Source organism: Neisseria viridiae (assembly GCF_962747995.1).
In the GTDB taxonomy this organism is placed as follows: domain Bacteria; phylum Pseudomonadota; class Gammaproteobacteria; order Burkholderiales; family Neisseriaceae; genus Neisseria; species Neisseria viridiae.
Genome location: NZ_CAUJAJ010000010.1, coordinates 17,586 through 32,713 on the forward strand (window position 1 = coordinate 17,586; position 15,128 = coordinate 32,713).

Annotated in this window: 10 protein-coding genes and 1 pseudogene; 4 read left to right on the forward strand and 7 right to left on the reverse strand. The window is 54.3% G+C overall.

Going from position 1 to position 15,128, the window contains the following annotated elements:
- Positions 1-132: 132 nt before the first annotated feature.
- Positions 133-563: pseudogene (locus tag Q9J79_RS06895) on the reverse strand (DUF2335 domain-containing protein).
- Positions 560-715 carry a hypothetical protein gene (locus Q9J79_RS06900; protein WP_002244333.1) on the reverse strand — a complete coding sequence of 52 codons (156 nt, stop codon included), beginning with the start codon at positions 713-715 and terminating at the stop codon, positions 560-562. The pseudogene Q9J79_RS06895 and the gene Q9J79_RS06900 overlap by 4 nt, the downstream one beginning before the upstream one ends.
- A gap of 134 nt (positions 716-849) precedes the next feature.
- On the opposite strand from Q9J79_RS06900, the gene mnmE reads away from it, so the two are divergent.
- On the forward strand, positions 850-2,196 hold the full coding sequence (gene mnmE / locus Q9J79_RS06905) for a tRNA uridine-5-carboxymethylaminomethyl(34) synthesis GTPase MnmE (protein WP_301674045.1): 1,347 nt from the start codon (positions 850-852) through the stop codon (positions 2,194-2,196).
- Between the two features lie 1,282 nt (positions 2,197-3,478).
- On the opposite strand, the gene hupB is transcribed toward mnmE, so the two are convergent.
- A complete protein-coding gene (gene hupB / locus Q9J79_RS06910; RefSeq protein ID WP_304685291.1) occupies positions 3,479-5,908 on the reverse strand; it encodes a hemoglobin-haptoglobin-utilization protein HupB in 2,430 nt (809 codons plus the stop codon).
- 30 nt (positions 5,909-5,938) lie between these two features.
- Positions 5,939-6,964, reverse strand: a complete 1,026-nt coding sequence (gene hupA, locus Q9J79_RS06915; RefSeq protein ID WP_304685292.1) for a hemoglobin-haptoglobin-utilization protein HupA — start codon at positions 6,962-6,964, stop codon at positions 5,939-5,941.
- 176 nt (positions 6,965-7,140) lie between these two features.
- On the opposite strand from hupA, the gene Q9J79_RS06920 reads away from it, so the two are divergent.
- Complete coding sequence (locus tag Q9J79_RS06920) at positions 7,141-8,658, forward strand: surface lipoprotein assembly modifier (RefSeq protein WP_301912580.1); 1,518 nt, start codon at positions 7,141-7,143, stop codon at positions 8,656-8,658.
- A gap of 58 nt (positions 8,659-8,716) precedes the next feature.
- On the opposite strand, the gene Q9J79_RS06925 is transcribed toward Q9J79_RS06920, so the two are convergent.
- On the reverse strand, positions 8,717-10,498 hold the full coding sequence (locus Q9J79_RS06925; protein ID WP_301912579.1) for a bifunctional chorismate-binding protein/class IV aminotransferase: 1,782 nt from the start codon (positions 10,496-10,498) through the stop codon (positions 8,717-8,719).
- 167 nt (positions 10,499-10,665) lie between these two features.
- Here Q9J79_RS06925 and ppk2 point away from each other — a divergent pair, with 167 nt between their 5' ends.
- The gene (ppk2, locus tag Q9J79_RS06930; RefSeq protein WP_301912578.1) at positions 10,666-11,595 is read left to right on the forward strand and encodes a polyphosphate kinase 2; all 930 of its coding nucleotides are present in this window, start codon (positions 10,666-10,668) and stop codon (positions 11,593-11,595) included.
- Positions 11,596-11,676: 81 nt separating this feature from the next.
- Here ppk2 and aldA read toward each other — a convergent pair whose 3' ends face one another.
- Positions 11,677-13,119, reverse strand: coding sequence for an aldehyde dehydrogenase (gene aldA, locus Q9J79_RS06935; RefSeq protein WP_301912577.1), 1,443 nt, complete (start codon positions 13,117-13,119; stop codon positions 11,677-11,679).
- 107 nt (positions 13,120-13,226) lie between these two features.
- Positions 13,227-14,141, reverse strand: coding sequence for a helix-turn-helix transcriptional regulator (locus Q9J79_RS06940; RefSeq protein WP_301912576.1), 915 nt, complete (start codon positions 14,139-14,141; stop codon positions 13,227-13,229).
- Positions 14,142-14,317: 176 nt separating this feature from the next.
- On the opposite strand from Q9J79_RS06940, the gene Q9J79_RS06945 reads away from it, so the two are divergent.
- Positions 14,318-15,118, forward strand: coding sequence for an ABC transporter ATP-binding protein (locus Q9J79_RS06945; RefSeq protein ID WP_301912575.1), 801 nt, complete (start codon positions 14,318-14,320; stop codon positions 15,116-15,118).
- Positions 15,119-15,128 lie beyond the last annotated feature (10 nt).

The window sequence follows — 15,128 nt, forward strand, 5'->3', positions numbered from 1 at the left end:
TTTTTCCTTATCTGACGGGATTCGGGTTTGTTTGGGAGGACGCGGCTTCCGCTTCCGCGCGGCGCGCGGGATGTGGCTATATGTGCGGTTCGGCGTGTCGGGCGGATATGAAGCCCGCCCTAGGATTTGCAATTAATTTTTGCCTTGGTCTCGGCTTCTTCCAATCACGAAAGCACCCGCCAAGGCAACCACTGTGCCGCCGGCAAGGGAGGCGGCGGTTGCGGGGTAGCCGCTCCATACGAGGAAGACGGCAAAAAGCAGTATCAGGATGACGCTGATGAAGCCGTAAGTTGCCCGCGCCTGTTGAAGGTTTGGTCTTGCCGTATGGTTTCGTGCCGGACGGCTTGTTCTTTTTCCGCCATTGCCATAATGCGATCTGCTCCGTTGCTGATAATGTCGTTGTATTGCGCCAAGTCGGACGGCGGCGGCAACGGTCCCGAATGGAAACGCCGGGCTATCATTATTTGCACGTACTCGTCGGACAGGATTTGCTCGACAAGCTCCGGGGATTTGACGACGGTTTCGACAGCCTGCCGCGCCTTGTCCTGTGCGTTTTCGGTCATTTTCGCGCTTTCTCTATGGCGCGTTGAAAATCGCCGCCGATGTTTTTGAGATCGTCGGCGGGATTGGGGCGGATGGCGGTTTTTGCGGGATGGAACAGGCCCAACAGCGAGCCTATGCCGAGCAGGAGAGCGTATGTGTTTCGTTTTTTCATATGGTTATATTAGGTCAGGCGGACGGGTTTATCAAGCATTTTTGCGGTTTTATGCCGTCTGAAAGCCGAACCGTTGGACTTCAGACGGCATTTGCTATAATCGCGGCTGTTTTTGATTGTTTTTCGGGGGTTTTATGTCGGATAACGTTCCAACGATTGCGGCAGTTGCTACCGCGCCCGGACGCGGCGGCGTGGGCGTGATACGCATATCGGGGAAAAACCTGCTGCCGATGGCGCAGGCTTTGTGCGGGAAAACGCCCAAGCCGCGCGTGGCAACCTATGCTGATTTTACGGACGCGGACGGACAGGCAATCGACAGCGGGCTGCTACTGTTTTTTGCCGCACCGGCAAGTTTTACGGGCGAAGATGTCATCGAGCTTCAGGGACACGGCGGGCCGGTGGTGATGGATATGCTGCTGAACCGCTGTTTGGAACTGGGCGCGCGCCTTGCCGAGCCGGGCGAGTTTACGAAGCGTGCGTTTTTGAACGACAAACTGGACTTGGCACAGGCGGAAGGCGTGGCGGATTTGATTGACGCATCCAGCCGTTCGGCGGCGCGTCTGGCGTTGCGCTCGCTCAAGGGCGATTTTTCGCGGCGGATACACGGTCTGGTCGAAGATTTGATTACTTTGCGGATGCTGGTCGAAGCGACGCTGGATTTTCCCGAGGAAGACATTGATTTTCTCGAAGCGGCGGATGCGCGCGGCAAATTGGACGGCTTGCGCCGCGCCGTGGATGATGTGCTTGCCAACGCGCAGCAGGGCGCAATTTTGCGCGAAGGTCTGAATGTCGTATTGGTCGGCGCGCCGAATGTGGGCAAGTCCAGCCTGCTGAACGCGTTGGCGGGCGACGAAGTGGCGATTGTTACCGATATTGCCGGAACGACGCGCGACGCGGTCAGGGAACGTATCCTGATTGATGGCGTTCCGGTGCATATTGTCGATACGGCAGGTTTGCGCGAGACGGACGACGTGGTCGAACGCATCGGCATCGAACGCAGCCGCAAAGCCGTATCCGAAGCCGATGTCGCGCTGGTGTTGGTCGATCCGCGCGAAGGCGTGAACGACAAGACACGGGCGATTTTGGACGCGCTGCCGTCGGATTTGAAACGCATCGAAATCCACAGCAAATCCGATTTACATGCACACGCGGCAGGCGGGTTCGGTACGGGCGCGGAAACCGTCATCGCGCTGTCGGCGAAAACCGGCGACGGCTTGGACGCGCTGAAACGGACGCTGTTGCGCGAGGCCGGTTGGCAGGGCGAAAGCGAAGGGCTGTTTTTGGCGCGGACGCGGCACGTCAACGCACTCAAAGCAGCGCAGGAAGAATTGTCGCTGGCGGCATTGTGCGGCAACCATCAAATCGAGCTGTTTGCCGAACACTTGCGGCTGGCGCAGGTCGCTTGCGGCGAAATTACGGGCGAGTTTACGGCGGACGACCTGCTCGGCGTGATTTTTTCGAGGTTTTGTATCGGAAAATAAACGGATCGAAAGCATCGTGGCGGTGTCCGGCTGAACATTCCGTTATCCCATAAAAACGGGAATCCGATCCGTTTGGTTTTGGTTTTTTTTTGAATTTCGGGCAACACTTGAATCTTCATTCCGCGCAGGTGGAAATTATCGGTGCGGTACGGCAACTTTTTTCGATATGAAAAGACCGTCATTCCTGTAAAAACAAAAAAATCAAAAACAGAAAACTGAAATACCGTCATTCCCGCGCAGGCGGGAATCCAGCCCCGTCGGTGCGGAAACTTATCGGGAAAAACGGTTTCTTTAGATTTTACGTTCCGGATTCCCACTTTCGCGGGAATGACGGGATTAAAGTTTCAAAATTTATTCTAAATAACTGAAACTTAACGAAATAGATTCCCACTTTCGTGGGAATGACGAATTTTGGGTTTCTGTTTTTGGTTTTCTGTTCTTGTGGGAATGATGAAATTTTAAGTTTTAGGAATTTATCGGAAAAAACAGAAACCGCTCCGCCGTTATTCCCGCGCAGGCGGGAATCCAGCCCCGTCGGCATGGAAACTTATCGGGAAAAACGGTTTCTTTAGATGTTACGTCCTAGATTCCCGCTTTCGCTGGAATGACAGGATTAAAGTTTCAAAATTTATTCTAAATAACTGAAACTCAGCGAACTAGATTCCCACTTTCGTGGGAATGACGAATTTTAGGTTTCTGTTTTTGGTTTTCTGTCCTTGTGGGAATGATGAAATTTTAAGTTTTAGGAATTTATCGGAAAAAACAGAAACCGCTCCGCCGTCATTCCCGCGCAGGCGGGAATCCAGCCCTGTCGGCACGGAAACTTATCGGGAAAACGGTTTCTTTAGATGTTACGTCCTAGATTCCCACTTTCGTGGGAATGACGGGATTAAAGTTTCAAAATTTATTTTAAATAACTGGAACTCAACGAACTAGATTCCCACTTTCGTGGGAATGACGGGATTAAAGTTTCAAAATTTATTTTAAATAACTGGAACTCAACGAACTAGATTCCCACTTTCGTGGGAATGACGTGGTGCAGGTTTCCGTGCGGATGGCTTCGTCATTCCCGCGCAGGCGGGAATCCAGGTTCGTTGAGTTTCAGTCATTTCCGATAAATTCTTGCAGCTTTGCGTTTCTAGATTCCCACTTCCGTGGGAATGACGGAGAGTTGCGGGATTGGGCTTGGTACAAGCCTGAAAGGGGGCGGCGGTGCGACCGTAAAAAATGCCGTCTGAAACCCAAATCATCGGGTTTCAGACGGCATTGGCACATCAGGAGCTTAGAACTTCGCTTCGATGGTGAAATTGTAGCTCCTGCCCGGCGAGGTAAAGCGTTGGATGCCGGCGTGGGTTTTGTTGTCAACGCGGTTGACCGTGCCGAACTCGCGGATGCTGCGTAAAGATTCCCAAGTGTAGTACTGCTTGTTGGTAATGTTGTACGCGGCGGCGCGGAGCGTAACCTGTTTGCCGATGTTGAGGTAGGCGGAAAGGTCGAACAGCGTATAGGCCTTGCTGTGTTTGGCATAAGGCCACGGGTTGTTCAAGTCGTCGTTGCTGTGTACGGTGTCGGACGGCTTTTTGGCGGCGGTGCGCGTGGCGTAGGCGTTGATGCCCCAGCGTTTGGAAGGCGCGTCATAGCCCAGGCTGTAAACCGCCGTCCACGGCGAAAGCGCGTTGATGGGCGTTTCTTTGCCGTTGTTTTGCGTTGCCCTGCCCTTGATGTAGCTGACATTGAGGCCGGTGTGCAGCCCTTTGGGCAGCCCGATGCTGTCGAGATTCCAAGTGCCGTTAAACTCTATGCCTTTCACCCAGGCGGCGGTGCGGTTTTGGTTTTGCCAAACGGGCGAGCTGACCAATGCTGTGCCGTCTGAAAGCGGGGCGTAGGTGGGCTTGTTAGGGTTGTCTGACGAAACGCCCATATACGTCAATTCGATAAAGTCGCGGTATTTGGTTTTGAAGCCCGAGAGCTTGAAGTTGCCCGCTTTGCCGCTGCCCGCCAGACCCAATTCCCAGTTTTTGGCTTTTTCCGCTTTCAGTTCGGGGTTGGCTTTCAGGTAGAAATCGGGGTGTGGGAACAGTAGCCAGGTTTCGTCCGAAGTCGGTGCGCGGAAGCCGGTGCTGTATTTTGCCAACAAGTGCAGATGCTTGGTAAACCGCCAGTCGAACCCTGTGCCGTAGCTGAAGCCCGCGTGCGCGCGTTCCGAACCCAAATGGGGAATCTGGCCCCGGATGGCGGTGGTGTATTTCGGATCGTCTTTCGCGCTGCTGCTGTTTTTGTCGTAGCGTATGCCCGCATTCAAGCGGAAGCGGTCGTTGCCGCCCAAGTGAAACGCATTGTTCCAATAGGCAAATTTATATTTCGACCGGTTTTCGACCAGCATTGTGATTTTGGCTTGGTTGGAAGCGAGGATTTTGGGGGCGTACAGTTTTGCAAAATAACTGTAATCCGAGTTGGCATTGTCCCCTCTGCCGCCGCCCAAGCCGTATTGCGCCGCCCAAACGGCTTTGGAAAAGTCGAGTTGTTTTTCAAAATCGGCAGTCCATTGCGCGGTGTTTTGGCGGATATGCCGGAACGAATGGTAAACCTCGCCGTTGATGCCGTTTGTATCGTAATTTTTCGGGATGTCCCAAGTCCAGGTGTTCATATCGATGCGCTGCTTGTCGTAGCGCAGCTTGAGGCTGTCCCACGGGCCGTGTTCCAATTCGTTTTTGTATTCGACGCCGGTGCGGCGGCGGTAGCTCACGTCTTGGCGGTGGCGGTAGTCGCCCGTTGCGGCAGACGTGGTCGTACCCGTCCACAAATTGGACAGCTCGTTGGTAAAACGGTCGGTGCGCGAGTCTTCAAAAATCCAGCCGATACGGTTTTGATCGTTGAAGTTGTAGCCCAGCTTGAACAGGGTGCTTTTGTTTACCCATTCCTGCGGGTCGGGTTGGGAGCGCGCAACCCCTGTGGCTACATAGGTCAGGTACTTGCTGGGCGAGGGGTTGGTTGGGTCAAAGACATATCCATCGTTTTTAATGTCGACATCGCCCTCGGTCGAGCGGTTTTTGGTTTCTTTGCCGAAGCGGCGGGTATAAACCAATAAGGCATCCAAACCAAAGAGCCTGCCGGCGGCGGTGATGCTGCTGAATTTTTGGCTGTTTTTGCCGACGCTGCCGCCCTTTATCCCCAAATGGTAGGGCTTGTCTTCGGAAACATAATCGCTTGCGGATTTGGTTTGGTAATTGACTGCGCCGCCCAATGCGCCGCTGCCGGATTTGAGCGAGTCCGCGCCTTTGGTGATGGTAACTTCGGAAAAGTTTTCCGGCTCGGAAGTGTTGCGGTTGGCGTTGAAGTTGCCGTACGCGCCGAACAATTCTTGGAAGGCTTCGGAAGAGCGGCTTTCCGCCTGCGCCAGCCCGTCAACGTTGATGGCGACGCGGTCTTTGTCCACGCCGCGTATGGTAAAGCCGTTAGAACCCGCCCTGCCGCCTTCGACGACGGAAATGCCGGGGTCGTAGCGCACCAGGTCGTGTTCGTCGTTGACCAAGAGCTTGTCTAAGGTTTTGCGGCGGATTTTTTCTTCGCCGAGTTTTTGGGTTTTGTGCGTGCCGGTAACGGTGATTTCGTTCAGCGTTTGGGCGGACTGCGGCGCGGGGTCTGCCGCAAAGGCAGGAAACGCTTGGGCGATGGCGGTGGCAGCCAATACGGGTTTGAAGGGGATGTGCATAAGAAAACCTTTTTAAAAGCGGATTAATTATTATTTTGTGAGATGGGTGGTATCTTGATTGGTGCTGTTATTAAGGTCTTTCTCATAACTCACACCGCCGAATACGGTATCGAGGGAGCGGTCGTCTTTAAAGGTGATTTTGCCGCCTATGCTGGTTTCGGTGTTGCCGTAGCCGCCGTCGAATTTTCCAAAAAACTTACCTTCCAAGTTGCCGGTTTGTCCGCCGGATGTGGCAGTGCCGGAAAAGGATAATTGGTTAATCGTTGCGTCTTCAATTTTCACACTCGGCCCGTAATCGCTGTTGCCGATGATTTCGCCTGCCAGTTTGTTGCTGTTGAAATTGGCAGTGATAAAGGAAAGGACGGGGGTGTTTTGATAACCGCTCCAAGAGCTGCCTTTGGGCGGCGTATAAGAGGAAGTAACAAATTGCCCGTTTCTGACGCGGATGCCCCAAACCTGATAAGTGATTTTGCCTTTTGACAATGCGGTTTCGGTCGTGGGGCTGCCCCAGGAGAACGCAGGAGGCGGCGTTTTGCCGATGGGGAAGCCGCCGGCGAAGAGGTCGATTTCGCCGTTGGAACCTATCCACGCCCCGAATTTCATATAATCTTGTTTGGTAATTTCCGCTTCATCGGTTGCCCCGGAGTCGCTGCAGCAGATAAAGATGCGGCTGCCGTCGGCGAGCCGCTGCCCTGCGTGGCGGTCGGGAATTTTGTAGTCGGGGGAGAAGGAGCTGGGGACAATGGGGTCGGAGTAGGATGAAAGGGTGTATTGCGCACCGCCAGGTGTTTTGAAGATGAATGCTTTTTCTGTTCTTGTGAAGCCGTAACTGGTTACTTGATATTCCCGCTGCTGAATGGAAATGCCGGATGTGTTTCCAGTGTTGGCGGTGTTGATGTTTTCGATATTGTTGCTATCGCTTGATAACGTTACCTCACCGGTCAGCGGCGTGGCGGTGGGGATGGACACGGGGACGTGCGGTTCGGCTACCCCCCCCCCGGCACAGGCGGCAAGGGCGGCGGCAAGCGGCAGTAAGGACAGGGCTTTGTATTTCATCGCATACTCAATCTTGATGATGTGTTAATAATAGTTTTGATTATCAATTTAAATGTTATATGATGTCAACTGTTTTGTGAGGCGATGCAAAACCGGTTTTCACGGTTTTCTGCCTGTTTTTCGGATGGTTTGACGTGTTTCGGCGGCGTGTTTGCCGGAAAGGTAAATGACAGGATATGTTGTATTTCAGATACGGTTTTTTGGTTGTTTGGTGTGCGGCAGGTGTTTCTGCCGCCTATGGGGCGGATGCGCCCGCGATTTTGGATGACAAGGCATTGTTGCAGGTGCAGCGGTCGGTGTCGGATAAGTGGGCGGAATCGGATTGGAAAGTTGAAAATGATGCCCCGCGCGTGGTTGACGGGGATTTTTTGTTGGCGCATCCGAAAATGTTGGAACATAGTTTGCGCGACGCGCTCAACGGCAATCAGGCGGATTTGATTGCTTCGTTGGCGGATTTGTATGCCAAGCTGCCGGATTATGACGCGGTTTTGTACGGCAGGGCGCGGGCTTTGCTGGCGAAATTGGCGGGAAGGCCGGCGGAGGCGGTGGCGCGGTATCGGGAACTGCACGGGGAAAATGCGGCAGACGAGCGGATTTTGCTGGATTTGGCGGCGGCGGAGTTTGACGATTTCCGGCTGAAGTCGGCAGAAAGGCATTTTGCGGAGGCGGCAAAATTGGATTTGCCGTCGCCGGTTTTGGAAAATGTGGGGCGTTTCCGGAAAAAAACGGAGGGGCTGACGGGCTGGCGTTTTTCGGGCGGCATCAGCCCGGCGGTCAATAGAAATGCCAATAATGCCGCGCCGCAGTATTGCTGGCAAAACGGAGGCAGTCAGATATGCAGTGTCAGCCGGGCGGAGCGGGCGGCAGGGTTGAATTATGAAATCGAGGCGGAAAAACTGACGGCGTTGGCAGATAATCATTATTTGTTGTTCCGTTCCAATATCGGCGGCACGAGCTATTATTTCAGTAAAAAATCAGCTTATGACGACGGGTTCGGCAGGGCGTATTTGGGTTGGCAGTATAAAAATGCGCGGCAGACGGTGGGGATTTTGCCGTTTTATCAGGTGCAGTTGTCGGGCAGCGACGGCTTTGATGCGAAAACAAAACGGGTAAACAACCGCCGCCTGTCGCCGTATATGCTGGCGCACGGAGTCGGCGTGCAGCTGTCCCATACTTACCGCCCAAACCCGGGATGGCAATTTTCGGTCGCGCTGGAACATTACCGCCAACGCTACCGCGAACAGGATAGGGCGGAATACAATAACGGCAGGCAGGACGGGTTTTATGTTTCGTCGGCAAAACGTTTGGGCGAATCGGCAACTGTGTTCGGCGGCTGGCAGTTTGTGCGGTTTGTGCCGAAACGCGAAACGGTGGGCGGCGCGGTCAATAATGCCGCCTACCGGCGCAACGGTGTTTATGCCGGTTGGGTGCAGGAGTGGCGGCAGTTGGGCGGTTTGAACAGTCGGGTTTCCGCGTCTTATGCCCGCCGCAACTATAAGGGCGTTGCGGCTTTCTCGACAGAGGCGCAACGCAACCGCGAATGGAATGTCTCGCTGGCTTTGAGCCACGACAAGTTGTCGTACAAAGGTATCGTGCCCGCGTTGAATTATCGTTTCGGCAGGACGGAAAGTAATGTGCCGTATGCGAAACGCCGCAACAGCGAGGTGTTTGTGTCGGCGGATTGGCGGTTTTGAATGGTGGGAAAATGCCGTCCGAACTTTGGAAACAGGTTCGGACGGCATTTTTGCGCGTTCAGGCAAGGGCGGCGGCAAATACGCCGCGCAGGGCGTTGGAGAGGCGGATTTCTTCGGCTTCTTGCAGTGTTTTTTGTGTGATATGTGTTTCGATTACTTGATTTGTGTGCAAATATTTTTGCGGTTCGTCCAATACGGCTTGGCGCATTATGCCGTTTAAAATGTCCAAATCTAAAGAGGGCGTAAGCCATTGTCCGCGATGTTTGATGAACACGTTGCTTCTGCCGCCTTCGAGCAGGATGCCGTCTGAATTGAAAAACAGGCTGTCGAACGCGCCTTGTGTTTCGGCGGTTTGCCACGCCTGGTCGAAGAGGGCGCGGCAGGTGGTTTTGAAGCGGCGCAGGTAGTTTTGTGCGGACAGGATGGTCGGCGAAATGATGACGCGTTGTTTGTCAGCCAAATGGTTTAAAACGGCGCGGGACAGGCTGATGCCGTCTGAAGCGAGCAGGGCTTTGACGCGGAACGCGCCGTCGGGCAAGCGGGCGATGTATTGTTTGATTTGATTTTCGCAGCCTTCGGGCAGGGGCAGGTTAAGGGCTTGGGCGGCGGCTTTCAGACGGCATAGGTGGCGGTCGAGCAGGGCGCAGCGTCCGTTTTCCACGCGCAGGGTTTCAAAAATGCCGAAATCGGGGCGCAATTCGTTGAGGAAACGGGCTTTCCAGCCGCATTCGCGATATTCGGCGGCGGGGTCGCTGTCGATGACGATGCCGGAACCGACACCGTATACGCCTTGATAAATGCCGTCTGAAAGCGGCGTGAGCGACAAGGTGCGGATAACGACGTTGAACGTGCCTTCAAACCCCAAGCCGCCGGAACACGGGTTCAAATAGCCGATGCTGCCCGTATAAAGTCCGCGCGCTTCGGTTTCGAGCGATTCGATAATCTGCATACTCATTTTTTTGGGCGCGCCGGTGATGCTGCCGCAGGGGAAGGCGGCGCGGAGGATGTCGGCGAACGAGGTGTGCGGCAGGGCTTGCGCCCGGATGGTGCTGGTCATCTGCCAGACGCTGCCGAAACGCGACACTTTAAACGGCTCTGGCACGCATACTTTGCCGGTTCGGGCGATTTTGCCGAGGTCGTTACGCAGCAAATCGACAATCATCACGTTTTCGGCGCGGTTTTTCGGGTCTGCTTGCAACTCGGCGGCGCGGCGTTCGTCTTGTCCGTCGCCCAAAATCGGCGCGGTACCTTTCATCGGTTCGGTGCTGATGGTGCCGTCTGAACCGATTTTGAGGAAGAGTTCGGGCGAGAAACACAGCGTCCACGCGGATTGCCCCTCCGCATCGGGCAGGTGGGACAAGACGGCATAGGGGACGGGCTGGCGCAGGCGGCGGTAGAGGCTGACGGGATTGCCGTAGGCTTGCAGGTGCAGGCGGGTGGTGTAGTTGATTTGATAGGTGTCGCCGCGCCGGATGGCTTCGTGGATTTGGCGGATGTGGTCGAGGTAATCGGTTTCGGATACGGAGGATTGCGGCGTGGAAATGCCGGCGGGGAGGCCGTCTGAATGTCGGGCAAGCCAGCTTGCGGCATCGGTGTCGGTGCAGTCGGCAAACCAGTGCAGGGCAAGATTGCCGCCGCGTTCGGACTCAACCCCCATCAGCGGCAAACCGAATCCGTAGTCTGCAAACAACACCGAATGCAACCCTTTTTGCCAGCCCTTTTGCAGCGCGCCGTCCAAAGCATCGAGTTCTTCGGGACGGAAAAAACGGCTTTCTACATGATTTTGATAGCGTTTTGCGCGGCCGCTTACGGCATCGTCAAATAGGGCGAAATAGGGCATGGCGGTTCAGTCAAATGGTTTGATTATACGCCCTTTTTACACATATTTTCAGACGATTCGGCAAATATCGGTAAAATGTAATTTTATGTAGAGAAAGTGGGGGCGAAGGTGTAAAATTGTGAAAACAAATTTCGATTTCCAACCTGAAATACAATAAGGAGACCTTTATGACAGACCACCAGCTGCAACCGTTTGAAAGTGTGGAATTGGGCGAAAAGCAAGACCAGCTCCAAGTATTTGAAAAAGCTGTTTTGGAACATGAAGGCAAAGGTTCTGCCGAAGATTCCGGCACAGCCCCGCTGCCCGAAAACTACCCCTACCGCAAACGTATGCGCCGCGCCGCCTACGAAGCCGAAAAAGCCAAACTGCAAATCGAATTGCTGAAAGTGCAAAGCTGGGTCAAAGACTCCGGCCAGCGCATCGTCAGCCTGTTTGAAGGCCGCGACGCGGCAGGCAAGGGCGGCACGATCAAACGCTTTATGGAACATTTAAACCCGCGCGGTGCGCGCGTGGTCGCACTGGAAAAACCGACCACTACCGAACGCGGACAATGGTATTTCCAACGCTACATCCAAAACCTGCCGACTGCAGGCGAAATGGTATTCTTCGACCGCTCGTGGTACAACCGCGCCGGCGTGGAACGCGTGATGGGCTTCTGCGAACCCAACGAATATATGCTCTTTATGCGCCAAACCCCCGAATTGGAGCGTATGCTCGTCGCCAGCGGCATCCACCTGTTTAAATTCTGGTTCTCCGTATCCCGCGAAGAACAACTGCGCCGCTTCATCTCCCGTCGCGACGATCCGCTGAAACACTGGAAACTCTCCCCTGTGGACATCCAGTCGCTCGACCGCTGGGACGACTACACCGAAGCCAAAAACGCGATGTTCTTCCATACCCACACCGGCGACGCGCCTTGGGTCATTATACGTTCCGACGACAAAAAACGCGCCCGTTTGAACTGTATCCGCTACTTCCTGCACCAGTTGGACTACCCGGGTAAAGACGTGAAAGCCATCGGCAAAGTGGATGAAAAAATCGTCCTCGTCCCCGATACGCGTTACAAAGAGAAAACCATCGATATCGGTCATGACTGATTACCGGTGAAACCGTAAAAATGCCGTCTGAACCTGAAATCGGGTTCAGACGGCATTTTCTATCGGGGTTTCAAAGCGGTATTAAATATCGGTTTCCAGATAAACGACTTGGGTTTGCAGATATTCTTCCAAACCGTGTTTGCCGTCCGCGCCGCCGATACCGGATTTTTTCCAACCGGCGTGGAAACCCTGCATAGCTTCGAAGTTTTCGCGGTTGATGTAGGTTTCGCCGAATTGCAGGCGGCGGGTAACGTAGAAGGCTTCGTTTAAATTAGTCGTATAAACAGAACTGGTCAGACCAAACTCGCAATCGTTAGCCAGTGCGATGACTTGGTCAAGCGTGTCGAAAGCGGAAACGGGCAGTACGGGGCCGAAGGTTTCTTCTTTCATAATGTCCATACTGTTGTCGGTGTCGGTCAGCAGGGTAGGCTCGAAGAAATAGCCGCGTCCTTCGGCGCGTTTGCCGCCGCAAACCAGTTTCGCGCCTTGTTTGACTGCCCGTTCCACTTTTTCGGCAACGGCTTTGACGGCGCGTTCTTCAATCAGCGGGCCCATTTCCAGCGCACCTGCTTCGGCTTCGGCAGGGTTGCCGTAGCGCACGCCTTTCATGGCGGCGGTCATTTTTTCGATAAACGCGTCTTTCAGGCTGCTGTGGACATAAACGCGCTCGGCGCAGTTGCAGATTTGACCGGTGTTGCCGACGCGCGAAGCCAAGATGGATTTCACTGCCAAGTCTACATCCGCGTCTTTCAAAACGATGGCAGGCGCTTTACCGCCGAGTTCCAGCGAGACTTTGGTGATGTTGGCGGAAGCGGCTTCCATCACTTGGCGGCCTGCTTCGACGGAGCCGGTCAGGCTGACCATATCGACTTGCGGATGGGCGGACAAGGCATTGCCGATTTCCGCACCAGGGCCGTTCACTACGTTGAACACGCCTGCGGGCAATCCGACCGCATCGACGATTTCGGCGAAGATGTGGCAGTTGATCGGGGTTACGCTGCTGGGTTTGACGACGATGGTGTTGCCCGTTACCAAGGCGGGGCCCATTTTGCGGGCAATCAGGAAGAAGGGGAAGTTCCACGGCAAAATGCCGGCGATTACGCCCAGCGGACGTTTGAACAATAAAATATTTTCGCGCGGGCGGTCGCTTTGGATGATTTCGCCTTCGTAACGGCGCGCCCATTCGGCCTGATAATCGAGATAGTCGGCGGTGAACATGACTTCCACGCGCGCCAAGTCTTTGGTTTTGCCGCCTTCGGCAACGATGGTGTCGGTCAGCTCGTCGGCGCGTTCGCGTATGCCTTGGGCGATTTTGCGCAAATACGCGCCGCGTTCGACCGCAGGCAGCCGCTCCCATGCCGGTTGTGCCGCGCGTGCCGCCGCTACGGCGCGGTCAACGTCAGCTTTGCCGCCTTTGGGTTCGCGGGCGATGGCCTCTTCGGTGGACGGGTTCAATACGTCGCGCCATTCGCCGTCGAAGTCGTTTTCAAAGCGACCGTTGATGTACATGGCCAATTGTTTCATTTCGGGTTCTCCAGTTTTGTAGTCAGATGTAGTTTTAGTTTATTCCCAAATAAATTATCGTACAAGTTTCTTTACATGCAGATTTCGGGTTTTAAATTAAATGCGGCTTACCGGTTTTCTTTTTTGGTTTCCGCAGGCGTGCTGCCGAAATATTGCCTGAATGCCTGAGTAAAGCTGGAAACGTGGCGGTAGCCGCATAAATATGCGGTTTCGCCTATGCTTTTCTCCCCGTTTTGCAACAGATAGAGCGCGTGCTGCATTTGTTTGTGGTGCAGCCACTCGCTTGCCGTAATGCCGAAATGGTCGCGCATACGGCGTTGCAGCGTCCTTTCGCTGATGTTCAGTGCGTCTGTCAGCCGGTTGACTTGGTGTGCGCCGTTGGCAAATGCCCCGTTCAGGATGCGGCTGAAGTTTTCAGACGGCATGGTGTTTGCTTCCGCTGTTTCTCCTGCCGCCGATCCGATGCTGTCCGACACCGTGTCCCACAAATCCGACAGCAGCCGCAAAACGTCTGCCTCGCGGCGCAATGTTTTGCCCAAATGCCCCCTTGGGGCAGGTTGCAGGCAGGATGCCGCCAAGCCGCGCAGGTTTGGGGACAAATCCCATATCCTGACCGGTTCGCGGTAAAGTATGGGTGTAAAACCCGCATACTCCGGACGCAGCAGCCATTGCTCCATACCTTTAATTGTCATTTTGACCGTTTTGCCGCCGCGATAAAGATAGCGGCTGAACAGGACTTCTTCCCCGACTGAAATCAGGATGACCTTGCCGCCGTCCGCATCGATTTGGAAGCGGCTCCGGTTGATGCCGAAGCTCAAAGAGCCTTCCAGCAAAAGTACGAACGACACATAAGGTTCGGCGAGGCGGCTGCTGCAAAAATCACACCGTGCCGTTACTGTGCCGCCGTGGATGGAAATGCCGTTGGACAAAGTATCGAAACGGTAGCTGCCTTCGACATAATCTCCACCCCCGCTGTTAACCAGGTTGACGAATTGGCTGCTGTTCAAATATTCTTCTGCCATGGTTATTTCTTGAGAAAAATTATCATTTGAAAGATAACATTTTTCACTTCGGTAAACAATCCGCTGCCGGGCACGGCATTTTCACAACACTTACCGTCCGTATGCCGTCTGAAAATTGCCCGTCTTTCCGATAAGCCTTAAAATACACGCCGTCAAACCTATCGTTTTGCCTGCACATGAGTCCCTTCCCTTTTATCGAAATGAAAGATGTCGCCTTTGCATATGGCGACCGCCCGATTCTGAAGAATATCAATTTCAGTATTCCGCAAGGCAATTTTGCTGCCGTAATGGGCGGTTCGGGCAGCGGCAAAACCACGCTGATGAGGCTGATTACAGGACAGATTCGTCCGCAGTCCGGGCAGGTTTTGATTGAAGGACGGGATTTGGCGGGCTTTTCGGCTGACGAGTTGTATGAACACCGCCGCCGTATGGGCGTATTGTTCCAACACGGCGCGCTGTTTACCGATTTGTCGGTATTCGACAATATCGCTTTTCCGATGCGCGAACTGACGCGCCTGCCGGAAGCGGTGATTCGGGATTTGGTTTTGTTGAAACTGAACGCGGTCGGTCTGCGCGGCGTGGAAAACCTGATGCCGTCCGAGTTGTCCGGCGGGATGTCGCGCCGTGTCGCACTTGCCCGCACAATCGCGCTCGACCCCGAAATTATGTTGTACGACGAGCCGTTTACCGGCCTCGATCCGATTTCCTTGGGCGTGATTGCCCACTTGATCAGCCGCGTCAACAAGGCTTTGCGTTCGACCAGCATTATGGTAACGCACGACATTGAAAAATCTTTGGAAATCGTCGATCAGGTGATTTTCTTGGCGCACGGCGAAATTATGTTCTCCGGCTCGCCGCAGGAAATGCGCGAACTGGATTCTCCTTGGGTACGCCAGTTTGTCGGCGGGCTGGCAGACGGCCCCGTAGCATATCGTTATCCGGCGCAAACGTCGTTGCAGCAGGATTTGCTCGGGTAAATGAGCAGGT

What these genes read in the sequence shown, in the direction of transcription:
- Q9J79_RS06900 (WP_002244333.1), bottom strand. Translation starts at nt 715, where the DNA reads ATGAAAAAACGAAACACATACGCTCTCCTGCTCGGCATAGGCTCGCTG.
- mnmE (WP_301674045.1), top strand. Translation starts at nt 850, where the DNA reads ATGTCGGATAACGTTCCAACGATTGCGGCAGTTGCTACCGCGCCCGGA.
- hupA (WP_304685292.1), bottom strand. Translation starts at nt 6,964, where the DNA reads ATGAAATACAAAGCCCTGTCCTTACTGCCGCTTGCCGCCGCCCTTGCC.
- Q9J79_RS06940 (WP_301912576.1), bottom strand. Translation starts at nt 14,141, where the DNA reads ATGGCAGAAGAATATTTGAACAGCAGCCAATTCGTCAACCTGGTTAAC.
- ppk2 (WP_301912578.1), top strand. Translation starts at nt 10,666, where the DNA reads ATGACAGACCACCAGCTGCAACCGTTTGAAAGTGTGGAATTGGGCGAA.
- hupB (WP_304685291.1), bottom strand. Translation starts at nt 5,908, where the DNA reads ATGCACATCCCCTTCAAACCCGTATTGGCTGCCACCGCCATCGCCCAA.
- aldA (WP_301912577.1), bottom strand. Translation starts at nt 13,119, where the DNA reads ATGAAACAATTGGCCATGTACATCAACGGTCGCTTTGAAAACGACTTC.
- Q9J79_RS06925 (WP_301912579.1), bottom strand. Translation starts at nt 10,498, where the DNA reads ATGCCCTATTTCGCCCTATTTGACGATGCCGTAAGCGGCCGCGCAAAA.
- Q9J79_RS06945 (WP_301912575.1), top strand. Translation starts at nt 14,318, where the DNA reads ATGAGTCCCTTCCCTTTTATCGAAATGAAAGATGTCGCCTTTGCATAT.
- Q9J79_RS06920 (WP_301912580.1), top strand. Translation starts at nt 7,141, where the DNA reads ATGTTGTATTTCAGATACGGTTTTTTGGTTGTTTGGTGTGCGGCAGGT.